At 52.4% G+C, this 13,175-nt stretch carries 12 protein-coding genes; 9 read left to right on the plus strand and 3 right to left on the minus strand.

Annotation, left to right across the window (positions count from 1 at the left end):
- Window positions 1-55: 55 nt before the first annotated feature.
- Together ezrA and ACZ2GZ_RS05405 are read left to right on the plus strand one after the other, a co-directional pair.
- Entirely contained in the window at window positions 56-1,786 is a 1,731-nt protein-coding gene (gene ezrA / locus ACZ2GZ_RS05400) for a septation ring formation regulator EzrA (RefSeq protein ID WP_021065600.1), read from the plus strand.
- Between the two features lie 74 nt (window positions 1,787-1,860).
- Complete coding sequence (locus ACZ2GZ_RS05405; RefSeq protein WP_214714565.1) at window positions 1,861-3,432, plus strand: amidohydrolase; 1,572 nt, start codon at window positions 1,861-1,863, stop codon at window positions 3,430-3,432.
- A gap of 45 nt (window positions 3,433-3,477) precedes the next feature.
- Here the strand turns inward: ACZ2GZ_RS05405 and ACZ2GZ_RS05410 are convergent, their stop codons facing one another.
- Complete coding sequence (locus ACZ2GZ_RS05410; protein WP_031199840.1) at window positions 3,478-4,296, minus strand: NAD kinase; 819 nt, start codon at window positions 4,294-4,296, stop codon at window positions 3,478-3,480.
- Between the two features lie 155 nt (window positions 4,297-4,451).
- On the opposite strand from ACZ2GZ_RS05410, the gene tpx reads away from it, so the two are divergent.
- From tpx to ACZ2GZ_RS05430, 4 genes are all read left to right on the plus strand, one after another.
- On the plus strand, window positions 4,452-4,940 hold the full coding sequence (tpx, locus tag ACZ2GZ_RS05415; protein WP_021065603.1) for a thiol peroxidase: 489 nt from the start codon (window positions 4,452-4,454) through the stop codon (window positions 4,938-4,940).
- Window positions 4,941-5,039: 99 nt separating this feature from the next.
- Entirely contained in the window at window positions 5,040-5,927 is an 888-nt protein-coding gene (locus ACZ2GZ_RS05420; protein WP_214714567.1) for a class I SAM-dependent methyltransferase, read from the plus strand.
- 126 nt (window positions 5,928-6,053) lie between these two features.
- On the plus strand, window positions 6,054-7,265 hold the full coding sequence (locus tag ACZ2GZ_RS05425; RefSeq protein ID WP_021065605.1) for an acetate kinase: 1,212 nt from the start codon (window positions 6,054-6,056) through the stop codon (window positions 7,263-7,265).
- Between the two features lie 433 nt (window positions 7,266-7,698).
- Window positions 7,699-8,292, plus strand: coding sequence for a 3D domain-containing protein (locus ACZ2GZ_RS05430; protein WP_021065606.1), 594 nt, complete (start codon window positions 7,699-7,701; stop codon window positions 8,290-8,292).
- Window positions 8,293-8,451: 159 nt separating this feature from the next.
- Here ACZ2GZ_RS05430 and ACZ2GZ_RS05435 read toward each other — a convergent pair whose 3' ends face one another.
- Window positions 8,452-8,889 carry a universal stress protein gene (locus ACZ2GZ_RS05435; RefSeq protein ID WP_021065608.1) on the minus strand — a complete coding sequence of 146 codons (438 nt, stop codon included), beginning with the start codon at window positions 8,887-8,889 and terminating at the stop codon, window positions 8,452-8,454.
- A 183-nt stretch (window positions 8,890-9,072) separates the two neighbouring features.
- Between ACZ2GZ_RS05435 and ACZ2GZ_RS05440 the strand changes: the two genes are divergently transcribed.
- On the plus strand, window positions 9,073-9,798 hold the full coding sequence (locus tag ACZ2GZ_RS05440) for an SDR family oxidoreductase (protein WP_021065609.1): 726 nt from the start codon (window positions 9,073-9,075) through the stop codon (window positions 9,796-9,798).
- Window positions 9,799-9,810: 12 nt separating this feature from the next.
- Window positions 9,811-10,533 (plus strand): metallophosphoesterase family protein, encoded by a 723-nt coding sequence (locus tag ACZ2GZ_RS05445; RefSeq protein ID WP_214714569.1) that lies wholly within the window; start codon window positions 9,811-9,813, stop codon window positions 10,531-10,533.
- 43 nt (window positions 10,534-10,576) lie between these two features.
- Here ACZ2GZ_RS05445 and ACZ2GZ_RS05450 read toward each other — a convergent pair whose 3' ends face one another.
- Window positions 10,577-11,674, minus strand: coding sequence for a M24 family metallopeptidase (locus ACZ2GZ_RS05450; protein WP_021065611.1), 1,098 nt, complete (start codon window positions 11,672-11,674; stop codon window positions 10,577-10,579).
- A gap of 161 nt (window positions 11,675-11,835) precedes the next feature.
- On the opposite strand from ACZ2GZ_RS05450, the gene ACZ2GZ_RS05455 reads away from it, so the two are divergent.
- Window positions 11,836-13,146 (plus strand): DRTGG domain-containing protein, encoded by a 1,311-nt coding sequence (locus ACZ2GZ_RS05455; protein WP_021065612.1) that lies wholly within the window; start codon window positions 11,836-11,838, stop codon window positions 13,144-13,146.
- Window positions 13,147-13,175 lie beyond the last annotated feature (29 nt).

Raw genomic sequence — 13,175 nt, forward strand, 5'->3', positions numbered from 1 at the left:
ATTTATTCATTTAGATACATAAGTCCACGAAAGCGGCTTGGAGGTTGTGACAGAGATGGATTACGGAATCTACGGAATTTTAATTGGAATCATTGTCATCGCATTAGGGGCCATGCTGGGAAGCATGCTCGTGCGAAGGAATTTTTACCAGAAAATTGATGATTTAGACATGCGCAAACAAAGTGTGCTCAGCGCCAGTGTGCCGGCTGAACTGCAGAAGTTCAAACAATGGCCGATGGAAGGCGAGACGAAAGAGAAGTTCGAACGGTGGCATCAGTCGTGGGACGAACTCGTCAGCGTACATACGGGACAAATCGATGAGGCGCTCTATCATGCCGAAGAAGATTTGGACAAATATCGCTTCCTTAAAGTGAAATCCGATTTGAACGCGACGGAACAGTTGATTGAAGAGCTCGAGTCGATGGTACACGCCATGCTCGATGAGATGGATGAGTTCAATCAACACCATTCGTCGCTTCTCGATATCGTCAAAAAAGACGAGAAAGAGTTGTATCAATTCCGGAAGACGCTCGTCGCCCAAAACAGTGCGTTTGGCCCGACATACGAGCTCGTCGAGTCTGAAATCGCGGCAGCGGAAGCGAAGCGGACCGAGATGATCACGTTGAAGCAGGAAGGACAAGTGTCGGAGGCGTATATCGCCGGCCAAGTCTTGTCTGAGAAAGTGACGAAGATTCGTGAACTCGTCGGCGTCATCCCGCAGTTCGTGCGCACGGTGCAAATCGATTTGAAACAACAGCTCAACCAGTTGCGTTCGGGTCATAAAGAGATGCAAATGGACGGCTACGCGCTTGAGCCGCTCGGTTTAATGGAAGAGATCGAGCAAGCGGAAGATCGCCGGGCCGCGCTCATGGACCGGATTGAACAACTCGACTTCGATCATTTCGAGATGGACATGCAACAGCTCAGCTCGGACATCGATCAGCTGTTCGAAGCGTTCCGGACCGAAGTCGATGCACGCCAATACGTGAAAAAAGAATTCGCGACCGTGAAAGAACGTGACCGCCAGACGAGTGAAGTCATGGCTCGTCTCCATCAAGAGATGACCCGCCTCGTCAGCAATTACGAGATTAATGCCCGTGTCGGCGAAGAGTTTGAACAGCTCGAAAGGGAGCGTGCGACGCTCACAGCGAACGTACTCGACATCGAACAGGCGCTCGTCGCCCAGATGATTCCGTTCAGCATGATTAAATCAAAAGTACAAGAAGCGAAACGTTCGCTCGATCAGTTCAGTGCGATGCATGAACGGTTCATCGAGAACACGAACTCCCTTCGCAAAGAAGAACTCGAAGTCCGCAACAAACTCGAGTCATGGAAGCGCGAACTGTCTGCCCATCGCCGTTTGCTCGCGAAGAGCGCCATGCCGGTCGTTCCGACTGATTTGACGAGCGATATGCGCCAGTTGCAAAAAGGCGTGCAATCGTTGGATGAACAGTTCGAGAAAGCACCGTTTAATATGACGTATATCGTCGGCCTCAGCCACGACGTCGAAGAGACGATGGACAACTTCCGGGACCGGGTCAAAGCGCTCTTGCGCCAAGTCACGTACGCCGAACAGCTTCTGCAGTATGCGAACCGCTATCGCCGTCGCGACAACGAGGTGCATATCGCCTTGACGCTCGCCGAGAACAAGTTTTTACATGGTGAGTATGGGACGGCCGTCGAAATTGGCGAGCGTGTCCTCGGACGTTTCGATGAAGGAGCGGCCCGTGAGATTCGCCAACGCGTCGAAAAAGGATTGGAACAGCAAGAGCTATTACGAAAATAATGATGCATGAAGATTGACGTAAACGGGAATTAACGTGTACGTCAATCTTTTTTGAATCGAGGAGGAATTTTGTGATGGGAACGCTATGGGTTAACGGAAAGATTTATACGATGAACAAAGAGCATGAACAAGCTCGTGCCATGTACGTGGAGCACGGCCGGATCTTGAAGATGGGGGAAGAAGGCCACCTTCGTCGTACATACGCCGGAAGAATCAAGCAAATTGTGAATCTTGAAGGGAAGAGCGTCTATCCGGCGTTCACCGACTCACACATCCACTTGATCGGGTACGGGGAAGCGCTCGACCGGATCGATGCGACCGAGACGACGGACTTGCAAGCTCTGCTCGAATCGATGAAGCAAAAGGGTGGAAACGACGATTGGATCGTCGCGGAAGGGTTCAATGACCGTCTGCTTGGCGAGATGCCGACGCGTGAGATGATTGATGCCGTCATTCCGGACCGCCCCGTCGTCTTGAAACGGGTCTGTCGCCACGTTGCCGTCGTCAACTCGAAAGGGTTGGAACGGCTCGGCTTGATTCATCATACCGTCATCGAAGGCGGGAAGCTCGGACGCGATGCGGACGGCAAGTTGAACGGGGTACTGTACGATGCGGCGCTCGACCTGCTCCACAAAGAGCTGGGCGGGAATCGCGAGAAAAATGTCGCCTCGCTCCACCGGGCCATCGACTCTCTGTTCGCCCACGGCATCGTCAATGCCCATACGGAAGACTTGTTCTATCACGGTGACCCGCTCGAGACGATTCAAGCGTATGAAGACGTGTTGGCGGACCTCCCGTTCCACGCGCATCTGCTCGTCCATGAACAAGTCGTCGATACGTTGATTCGTCACGATGCGCTCGCCAAGCGCCCGCGTTTTGATTTCGGGGCGATGAAATTGTTCGTCGACGGATCGTTCGGGGGACGGACGGCACTCTTGTTGGAACCGTACACGGATGATCCGGCACAGCGGGGAATCGAGGTCCATCGTCCGGATCATCTCGAGGCGCTTGTCAAAAAGGCGCGGTCCTACGGGATGAACGTGGCGGCCCACGTGATTGGGGACGCCGCCGCCGAACAGTTCATCACGCTGCTTGAGAAATATCCGGCCAAGCGCGGGACGAGAGACCGAATCATTCACGCTTCACTCTTGAACGACGCGCTCTTGAAACGGATTCAAGCGTTGCCGGTGTTGATTGATGCCCAACCGATTTTCTTGTCGGACGACATGAACTTGTTGTTCGACCGGCTCGGCAACGACCGCGTCGATGACGCCTACCGCTTCAAATCGATGCTCGATACGGGAGCGCTCGTCCTTGGAGGCAGTGACGCCCCGATTTCTACCGTCGATGTACGGAAAGGTTTGTATGCGGCGGTCACCCGTCAGTCATTTGAGGAGTCAGGGGCGCTCAACCCGCCGGAACGCCTATCGATGTATGAGGCGCTCCGTAGCTTCACGTATGCACCACGTGTCGCCACAGGCACACACGGACGCGACGGCTTGTTGATTCAGAGCTATAACGCGACGTTCACAGTGTGGGAAGAGGACTTCTTCGACTTGCGTGGACGCGACATCCTCGACAACCGACTCGTCATGACGGTCGTCGACGGGGCTCCGGTATACGAGGCCGACGTCGTCAACACGTAATAAAAAAAGGCTAGCCATCCACGAGGACGGCTAGCCTTTTGTCGTTTAGAAGAATGAGCGTTGGACTTTGTGCCAGAACGAGTTGTTTTTCAGTTTGACCGTCTTGATGACCTGGTCAGACAGTTCGATATCGATGCGGTCTGTATACTTCAAGCTGAGCGCCTCGTTGTCCATGCCGATAATCGGATAGTCGTTCCCGTCCTCAACGATGCGGAGCGAGAGTTTGCGTGAGTCGTGCACGATGAACGACGAGCCGAGCGTGCGGTAACGATTATTGTTCACCGAGGCGATCTCGCTCACTTGCATACATGGGATGAGCGGGTCGACGATGGCGCCGTCGAGTGATTTGTTGTACGCTGTCGAGCCGGTCGGTGTCGAGACGACCATGCCGTCACCGCGGAACGTCTCGAAATGGAGGTCGTCGATGTACACTTCGATGGCGAGCGATTTGATGATACTCGATTTGATTGAGGCTTCGTTCAAACAAAGCATCGGAGTCGATTCATTGATGGATGCCGACAAGAGCGGGTATTTCCGCACTTCGAGACCGGCTTCGATACGGGCGCTGTTGTCCGAGAACAAGCGATCGACTTCGTCGAGTTTATGTATATCGAAGTCGCAATAAAACTCGTTCAAGCCGCGGCCAAACCCGACGTAGATAGCATCTTGACGGAATCCTGTATAGCGGACGGCCTGCAAGAACGCGCCATCTCCCCCGATGGCGACGATGATGTTGGCGTCTTCAGGACGATTGACGACGTTGAAGCCGTATTTCTCACCGATTTCGATTAATTTCTTTACTTCTTTTGTAAAGTCGTTGACGTTACGATGGTACAAAAAAACGTTGTTTCTCATCCTAGTCATCCCCTTTGTCAATTGAGTCTCTTTCATTATACAGCGTTTTAGACGCTCGATATAGGGAAAATCACAATCAGGCCGTCTGAGGCAGGATGCTTGTCATCGAGACGGCGCCATCGCTATGATGAAGAAGTATAAATCATGCAAAAGGGGATGAAACGATGCCAACATTTAAAGGCAATACCGTTACACTGCAAGGGAACCCGGTCAAAGTCGGAGATACTGCACCGGACTTTACAGCGCTCACGACGGCACTTGAAGAGGTGACGCTCGCGTCATACCCAGGCAAGAAATTGATTAGTGTCGTTCCATCGATCGACACAGGTGTCTGTGACACGCAAACACGCGCATTCAACGAGAAGGCGTCATCGCTCGGCGGTACCGTCTTGACGGTGTCAAACGACTTACCGTTCGCACAGCGTCGCTGGTGTGCGGCGTCAGGACTTGATAATGTCGTCATGTTATCGGATCACCGCGACCAATCGTTCGCGAAATCGTACGGCGTATTGATGGAAGAACTCCGTCTTCTCGCACGTTCGGTATTCGTCATCGACTCGGCCGGTACGGTCCAGTACGTCCAGTACATGGATGAGATGACTGAGGAAGTTGATTTCGATGCGGCGCTCGAGGCGTTTGACGCTGCGAACTGATTCGCTTGGCGAAACGACCACGAATCGCTTACACTAATAGAAGTGAACCGACCGGCTCTCCACAAGAGGGCCGGTTTTGTATGGAAAGGATGATCGAAGATGGAACGATTTGAACAACTGTATCGGGATTGGAAGAAAGAAGCGAAGAAGCTGACGACAGACCTTGACTTATTGCCGCTCGAGGCATTGATTGAAGTGTTTGAGCGAGTCAATATCGAACAGGAGAAAACGGATGATGTCCGCAAAGCCGTCAGTCTGCTCGTCCTCGAGGAGACGACGACACTCCCGCCGAACCATCAACCGACGCCGGACGCCGTCAGCCTGTTCATCGGGTACTTGGCGACGAAACTCGTCAAGGACGGGGCGAACGTGCTCGAGCTCGGTAGCGGGACGGGGACACTCGTCCACGCCGTGTTGACACAATTGAAAGATGCCACCGCACAGGCGGTCGAAGTCGATGAGACGATGCTGCGTCTGTCTTACGCAATCAGCAACCTGCTCGGGAAGCCGGTATCGTACTTCCATCAAGACGCACTCGCACCGCTGTTCGTCGAGCCGAGCGACTTGGCACTCGTCGATTTGCCGATCGGCTATTATCCGAACGATGACATGGCGTCTGGCTACGCCTTGAAACGGGATGAAGGCCATTCTTACTCGCACTTCTTGTTGATCGAGCAGGCGATGCGTCACTTGAAACCAGGCGGTCACGGGATTTTTGTCATCCCGAACAATTTGTTTGAACAGGATGACGAAGGGAAATTAAAACAGTGGATGGACCGTGAGGCTGTCGTCAAAGGTGTTCTTCAATTACCGACGACGATGTTCAAAGACGAGCGATATGCGAAAAGCCTATTGATGTTACAAAAGCTTGGGGAAGGCGTCAAACGCCCGAAACAAGCACTCCTCGTCGAGTTGCCATCGTTCACGGATGTGCGTGCTGTTGCCAATATTGTGAAACAGATTGACGATTGGTTTAAAACAACATAATTTTTATTGGGCAAAAGACTTGAAAAACGTATGCCATATCAAGTATCTTCATTATGATACAGTTATCGGTTTTTAAGAGAACAGATAAAGACTCGTGTTTAAATCGAAAGGTAAGAGGTGTATGACATGACAAAAATTATGGCAGTCAACGCAGGTAGTTCGTCATTAAAGTTCCAACTTCTCGAAATGCCATCTGAGAAGATGCTCGCCGTCGGGCTCGTCGAGCGTGTCGGAAAAGAAGATGCGATCTTCACGATTAAATATGGCGAAGGACAAAAGTTCCATATCGTCACACCGCTTCATTCACATAAAGAAGCGGTCGAGCTCTCGCTCGAAAAATTGATTGACCTTGATATCATTCAGTCGTTCGACGAAATCGCAGGCGTCGGTCACCGTGTCCTTCACGGAAAAGAGTTGTACGCGGATTCGGTCGTTATCGACGATGAAGTCATGAAGAACATCGAATCGTTCGTCGAACTCGGACCGCTCCACATCCCGCCAAACTTGACGGGGATTCGTGCGTTCCAAACGATTTTACCGAACGTACCGCAAGTCGCGGTCTTCGACACGGCGTTCCACCAGTCGATGCCGGAAGAGAACTTCTTGTACAGCCTTCCGTACGAGTACTACACGGAGCACGGCGTCCGGAAGTACGGTTTCCACGGAACGAGCCACAAGTACGTCACGCAACGTGCGGCAGAGCTTCTCGGTCGTCCGCTTGAAGACCTTCGTTTAATCTCATGCCACCTCGGTAGCGGTGCATCAATCGCAGCGGTTGCCGGCGGTCGTTCGATCGACACGACGATGGGCTTCACGCCACTCGAAGGAATCACGATGGGAACGCGCTCGGGATCACTTGACCCGGCCCTCATCCCGTTCTTGATGCAGAAGACTGGCAAGTCGGCTGAAGACGTATTGAACGTCATGAACAAAGAGTCAGGTGTCTACGGTCTCTCGGGTATCTCGAGTGACTTGCGTGACATCGAGCAAGCAGCGGCTGAAGGCAACCACCGTGCCGAAGTCTCGCTCAAAATCTTCTCGAACCGCATCCACGGCTATATCGGTCAATATGCGGCAGAGATGAACGGTGTCGATGCGATCATCTTCACAGCTGGTGTCGGAGAAAACTCTGACGTCATCCGTGAGCGCATCCTTCGTGGCCTTGAGTTCATGGGCGTCTACTGGGATCCATCACTCAACAACGGAGCACGCGGCAAAGAGTTGTTCATCAACTACCCGCACTCACCGGTCAAAGTCATCATCATCCCGACGAATGAAGAATTGGTCATCGCACGCGATACTGTTCGCATCGCCAACCTCGTCGAATCACACGTTTAAGCTGTTACAACGTCCGTTCCGTACTCATACGGGACGGACGTTTTTTTAGTGCTTTTGGCATACGGCACGAGATGGTTTTGTGACGATGGGCCGAATCGAAAGTGCTCGTTTGTAACATTTGACGTAAGGAAACATGGTTTTCGTAACAAAGCAGATATATTAATCCCTTTAATTGGAAATTAATATGACGAAACCTAAAGATTTTTATCAAATCCGTCATCTAGGCTTAAAGGATGATGGTTTTGTAATGTAATCGTAACTTAGCTGACACTCAAATGAATTTTAGTTGTAAACGCACGGTCATACGATTCGTCATATAGTTATCTGGACGAAACATTCCGTAATCGATACGACATGTTTCAACTGGAACAGCACCACAGATTCGACAACACGAACTTACAACGAACAAACCGACTAGGAGAGGACAAACCACATGCTCAAAAAAATTGGAACGGTCTTACTACTGACGGTCATGACACTCGCTATGCTCTTACCCCAACAACAAGTTGAGGCGTCTTCAAAAGTTTACGTACAAAGCCAAGTCAACGGATTAAACGTCCGCTCGGCAGGGACGCTCAGCGGTAAAGTGATTGGGAAAATCAATAAAGGACAACAACTTCAACGCACTGGCTCAAAAGGAGCTTGGATTCGCGTCAACTACAAAGGCAAGTCAGGTTGGATCGCTACAAAGTACTTACGCACCGTGAAGAAAACGGTCGCGAAGGCTAGTGTGAAAACATATACGATGAACGCATCGGCTTACACACCGTACTGCAAAGGATGTTCAGGCGTTACGGCATTAGGCTGGAACGTACGGGCACAAAAACGTAACGTCGTCGCTGTCGACCCGCGCGTCATTCCGCTCGGTAAGAAAGTACAAGTGTACGTCGGCGGGAAGTTGATGGGCACATACACAGCGGCTGACACAGGCGGCGCCATCAAAGGTAACAAAATCGACATCTTAATGTACTCACAAAGTGCGGCCCTCAACTTCGGTCGTAAGACAGTAACTGTCAAAGTATTATAATATGTGAACGACAAAGGGCCATCGCATCTGCGGTGGCCCTTTGTTCGCGTATGAAAACGATGGTGGCTGAAACGGTTGGCTCCACAATCGGACCAATAAGATCCGCGCCTTAACCAAAAGCAAGGGCCATCGCGATTGCGATGGCCCTTGGATTGTACGTTATTGGCGGACGATGAGAACGTCACACTTCGAGTAGCGGACGATGCTTTCAGAGACGCTACCGATGAAGAAGCGTTCGACGGCGTTCAACCCGGTCGCTCCACAGATGATGAGATCAATGTCGTGATTCGGTGCGATTTTTTTAGCGATTGTCACTTTCGGAGAGCCGTACTCGATGACCGTCTCTACTTCTTTGACACCTCGTTCTTTCGCGCGATTGACGTAGTCCTCGAGCAGTTCTTTCGCATACGTCTCGGCACGCTCGGTAATCGTCCGGTCGTACGCTTCAACCGTGGCGAATGTCCGTGTATCGATGACGTGTCCGATATACAGTTTGCCATCGTTTCGAAGTGCGACGTCGATTGCTGTTTCAAATGCACGTTCGGCCTCTTTCGAGCCGTCGACGGCAGATAGAATATGTTTGTAGACAATTGCCATGTAAATCCCAACCTTTCGCTTGAAATGTACGTGCGGCTTACATGTATAGTATACCACTTCTGCTTCAATTCACGCCCGGTTCTTTCAGAAATGTGTGAAATTTTCACAACTTTCTGATGGAACAGGTTGAAGTTTGGAAATGGGCAAGCGGAACGGGTAAGATGATACAGAGGAGGGATGACGATGAAACATGTAGTCATCACGGCCGGTGCGAAAGGGATCGGCCGCATTGTGACGGAACGATTATTGGAGGAAGGTTGGCACGTCAGTGTATTGCAGCGGAAGCCGATCGATTGGCAACATGAACGGTTACATATGGTCGAGGCCCCGTTGACGGACCGCGAAGCTGTCCTGAGTGGCTATGAAGAGGCGGTGGCCAAATTCGGAGAGCCGGACGCGCTCATCTTGAACGCCGGGCCTTACATCTTCGAACGGAAGTGTCTCGTCGATTTGACGGACGAGGAGTGGGACGAGGTCATCAGCGGCAATTTGTCAGCCTCGTTTTGGCTGATGCGCCGGGCTATCCCGAGTATGCGGGCAAAACGATTCGGCCGCATCATCACATATGGCTTCCCGGAGAGTGGGACGGCACCAGGCTGGGTTCATCGGTCGGCTTTCGCGGCCGCCAAAACCGGGCTCGTCAGTTTGACGAAATCGGTCGCACTCGAGGAAGCGGCACACGGCATCACAGCCAATATGATTAACCCGGGCAATATCGTCGGCGCGCAAAAAGAAATGCGAATCGAAGCGGCCGAACCGGACGACCAGACCCCGGTCGGACGACACGGGACGGGCGAAGACATCGCCCGCATGATTCTATTCCTGCTCGCCCGTGATTCCGATATGGTCACAGGTGCCATCATCGATGTGACCGGAGGTGTCAACGTCGTCCATCAATACCGAAAATAAGGAGGAAACCGCATGAAATTGGCCATGTTGACCGATATCCATGGAAACGTCCAAGCGCTCGACGCGGTGCTGGCCGAGCTCGATCGCCAGCAGGTCGACGAGATTTGGAGTTTGGGCGATATGATCGCGATGGGGCCCGACTCGAACGAAGTGATGGCACGTCTGCTCGACCGTGGTGTACACATGATTACCGGCAACCATGATGAGGCCGTCTTGTCGCTTTTGGCCGGGACGGGTCACCCCGACAGTTATGCCCATACCCGTCCGCATCACGAGTGGGTGGCGCGCACGCTTAGGCCAAACTATGCGGACGCGCTCTTCAAGTTGCCCCGTACGATTGAACGCGTTGTCGAGGGTACGCGAGTATATGGGATTCATTATCATATCCCGAGCGAGAAGCGGGACGTGCCGATCACCGAGGAGCCGTTCCATGATATCGTCGAGGCGACACTTTCGAACATGCAGTCGCTGTATGGATCTTATGAAGCGGACGTCATCTGTTTCGGGCATCATCATCCGGAGCATGTGTTCCATGACGACACGAAACATTATTTCAATCCCGGTGCGCTCGGTGTCGCCCGTGACGACTTGGCCCGTTACGGCATCCTCGAGTGGGATGAGACAGGGTTCGCCATCCATCCGCAGTCGGTCCGTTATGACAAGCGGGCATTTCTAGAGGCGATGGAACGGAATGATGTGCCGCAACGTGACGTCATGTTCCGACTCTTTTATTGACCATGAAAAAGACCAGCCGCGTGCGGCTGGTCTTTGTTGTGACTCAATTGATTTCTTGGAGCGTCTTCGGGTAACTCGTCAACAAAATCGGACCACTCTCGGTCATGACGATATCGTCCTCGATGCGGACCCCGCCGACGCCAGGGAGATAAATTCCTGGTTCGACGGTGAACGTCATCCCGACTTGGGCCGTCATATCATTGTTGGCTGCCATCGACGGGAATTCGTGAACCTCGATGCCGATTCCGTGTCCGACGCGATGCGTGAAGTATTCGCCGTAGCCGGCCGACGTGATGACTTGGCGAGCCGCGATGTCGATGGATCCGAGCGTCGTCCCGACGTTCGCCATCTCGATGGCGGCTTCTTCGGCCTTAAGGACGGTCTCGTAAATCTCACGTTGCTTCGTGCTCGCTTCGCCGTAGACGACGGTGCGCGTGATATCCGAGGCGTAGCCTTGCCAAATGACACCGAGGTCGAACAAGGCGAAGTCGCCTTTCTTCAAGCGATTGTTACCAGGTACGCCGTGCGGATCGGCACTGTTCTCGCCGAACAAGACGAGCGTGTCGAACGACATCTCGCGGACACCTTGTTTCTTCATCGCATATTCGATTTCGGCGATGACCTCGAGCTCGGTCACGCCTTCACGCAAGGCGCGAATCCCTGCCTCAATCGCCATATCAGCGAGTTCGGCGGCGCGTTTCATCAGGCGGACCTCGTCCGGGGACTTAATCATGCGAAGCGCCTGAAGCTCTTCGGTCAAGTCGATGATCGAGAGACCGGCAAAGCCGGCGCGGAGCTGTTCGACGCGGTTGTAGGTCAAATGCTCGCCTTCAATCCCGATGCGCTCGGGGATAATCTGTTGGTCGAGGAACAGTTTGACGACTTTGTCCCATGGATTTTCGTGGTCCATGTACGTGACGATATCGCCATTCCAGTCGCTCGCCTCGACGATGCCTTTTTCAAGTGCCGGACAGACGAGAGCGGTCGTGCCGTTCTTCAAGACGAGGATGGCGATGAGCCGCTCATGTGCCTCGGCATATACTCCCGAAAAATAAAAGACCGATGCTTTCGACGTGACAAAAGCAGCGTCTAACCCTTTAGTGGCCAAAGATTGTGCAATATGGTTGGTTCGTTGATTCAACTCGTTTCCCTTCCTTCTCGTTCATTGGCGTTCTGTTTCATTATACCGTTTTCCAAAACGGAAAGGAAATGTCACATTTTCAGTAGTACAGTTTGAAGAAGGAAGACTGATACAGTATACTGAAGATGACAGAAAATGTATTGAGGAAAGGGACTCGTGACATGACAACAAAACATGAACAGATCATAGCACATATCGAGTCGCTCGATGTCGGATCTAAAATTTCGGTCCGCCAAATCGCGAAGGAATTGGCAGTATCAGAAGGAACGGCGTATCGGGCCATCAAGGAAGCGGAGAATTTAGGCTTTGTCTCGACGATTGAACGGGTCGGAACCATTCGTATCAAACGTAAACATAAAGAGAATATTGAGAAGCTGACGTTCGCAGAAGTCGTCAATATCGTCGACGGGCAAGTGCTCGGTGGCCGAGACGGGCTCCATAAAACGCTCTCGAAGTTCGTCATCGGGGCGATGAAGCTTGAGGCGATGATGCGTTATATCGACGTCGACTCACTCGTCATCATCGGAAACCGGGAAAAGGCGCATGAACTTGTGCTCCAGTCCGGTGGAGCCGTGTTGATCACGGGGGGATTCGACACGACCGATGAAGTGAAACGGATGGCCGATAAGTATCACATGCCGGTCATCTCGACGTCGTATGACAGTTTCACCGTCGCGACGATGATCAACCGGGCCATCTATGACCGCTTGATAAAAAAAGAGATTCTACTCGTCTCGGATATCGTCATCCCGCTGCACGACACGTTCTATTTGAAAGTGGACGATACGGTCAAACGGTGGCACGAACTGAACGAACGGACGAAACATAACCGCTATCCCGTCATCGACGAGCAGATGAAAGTCGTCGGCGTCATCACGGCGAAAGACTTGCTCGACCGTCCGCACGACACTGAAATCGAGAAAGTGATGACGAAGAGCCCGATCACGGTCGGTGTTCAGACGAGCGTCACCAATGCGGCGCACCAAATGGTTTGGGAAGGCATCGAGATGTTGCCGGTCGTCGACAACTATGGCCGCCTGCTCGGCATCATCAGCCGCCAAGACGTGTTGAAGGCGCTCCAACTCGCCAACCGCCAACCGCAAGTCGGCGAGACGTTCGACAATATGATCACGAACCAGTTGAAAGAAGATCCGGCTTCGAACGGGACGGCGTTCACCGTCGAGGTCGCGCCACAGATGACGAGCCACATGGGGACGGCATCTTCAGGGGTGTTGACGACGTTGCTCGTCGAAGGAGCGACCCGCAGTCTGCGCCATATGAAAAAAGGCGACCTCGTCGTCGAAAATATTACGGTCTACTTTATGAAACCGATTCAAATCGAGAGTCAAATTCGCGTCTCGGCCAACGTGTTCGACCTTGGCCGGAAGTTCGGGAAAGTCGATGTCGAGATGACACAAGGCACCCAACTCGTCGCCAAGGCGCTTGTCACGGCGCAATTGATTGACCGCTAACAAAAAAACGAGCTGATGCCATCATCAGC

Source organism: Exiguobacterium sp. KKT215 (genome assembly GCF_055635335.1).

What these genes read in the sequence shown, in the direction of transcription:
- ezrA (WP_021065600.1), top strand. Translation starts at nt 56, where the DNA reads ATGGATTACGGAATCTACGGAATTTTAATTGGAATCATTGTCATCGCA.
- ACZ2GZ_RS05405 (WP_214714565.1), top strand. Translation starts at nt 1,861, where the DNA reads ATGGGAACGCTATGGGTTAACGGAAAGATTTATACGATGAACAAAGAG.
- ACZ2GZ_RS05410 (WP_031199840.1), bottom strand. Translation starts at nt 4,296, where the DNA reads ATGACTAGGATGAGAAACAACGTTTTTTTGTACCATCGTAACGTCAAC.
- tpx (WP_021065603.1), top strand. Translation starts at nt 4,452, where the DNA reads ATGCCAACATTTAAAGGCAATACCGTTACACTGCAAGGGAACCCGGTC.
- ACZ2GZ_RS05420 (WP_214714567.1), top strand. Translation starts at nt 5,040, where the DNA reads ATGGAACGATTTGAACAACTGTATCGGGATTGGAAGAAAGAAGCGAAG.
- ACZ2GZ_RS05425 (WP_021065605.1), top strand. Translation starts at nt 6,054, where the DNA reads ATGACAAAAATTATGGCAGTCAACGCAGGTAGTTCGTCATTAAAGTTC.
- ACZ2GZ_RS05430 (WP_021065606.1), top strand. Translation starts at nt 7,699, where the DNA reads ATGCTCAAAAAAATTGGAACGGTCTTACTACTGACGGTCATGACACTC.
- ACZ2GZ_RS05435 (WP_021065608.1), bottom strand. Translation starts at nt 8,889, where the DNA reads ATGGCAATTGTCTACAAACATATTCTATCTGCCGTCGACGGCTCGAAA.
- ACZ2GZ_RS05440 (WP_021065609.1), top strand. Translation starts at nt 9,073, where the DNA reads ATGAAACATGTAGTCATCACGGCCGGTGCGAAAGGGATCGGCCGCATT.
- ACZ2GZ_RS05445 (WP_214714569.1), top strand. Translation starts at nt 9,811, where the DNA reads ATGAAATTGGCCATGTTGACCGATATCCATGGAAACGTCCAAGCGCTC.
- ACZ2GZ_RS05455 (WP_021065612.1), top strand. Translation starts at nt 11,836, where the DNA reads ATGACAACAAAACATGAACAGATCATAGCACATATCGAGTCGCTCGAT.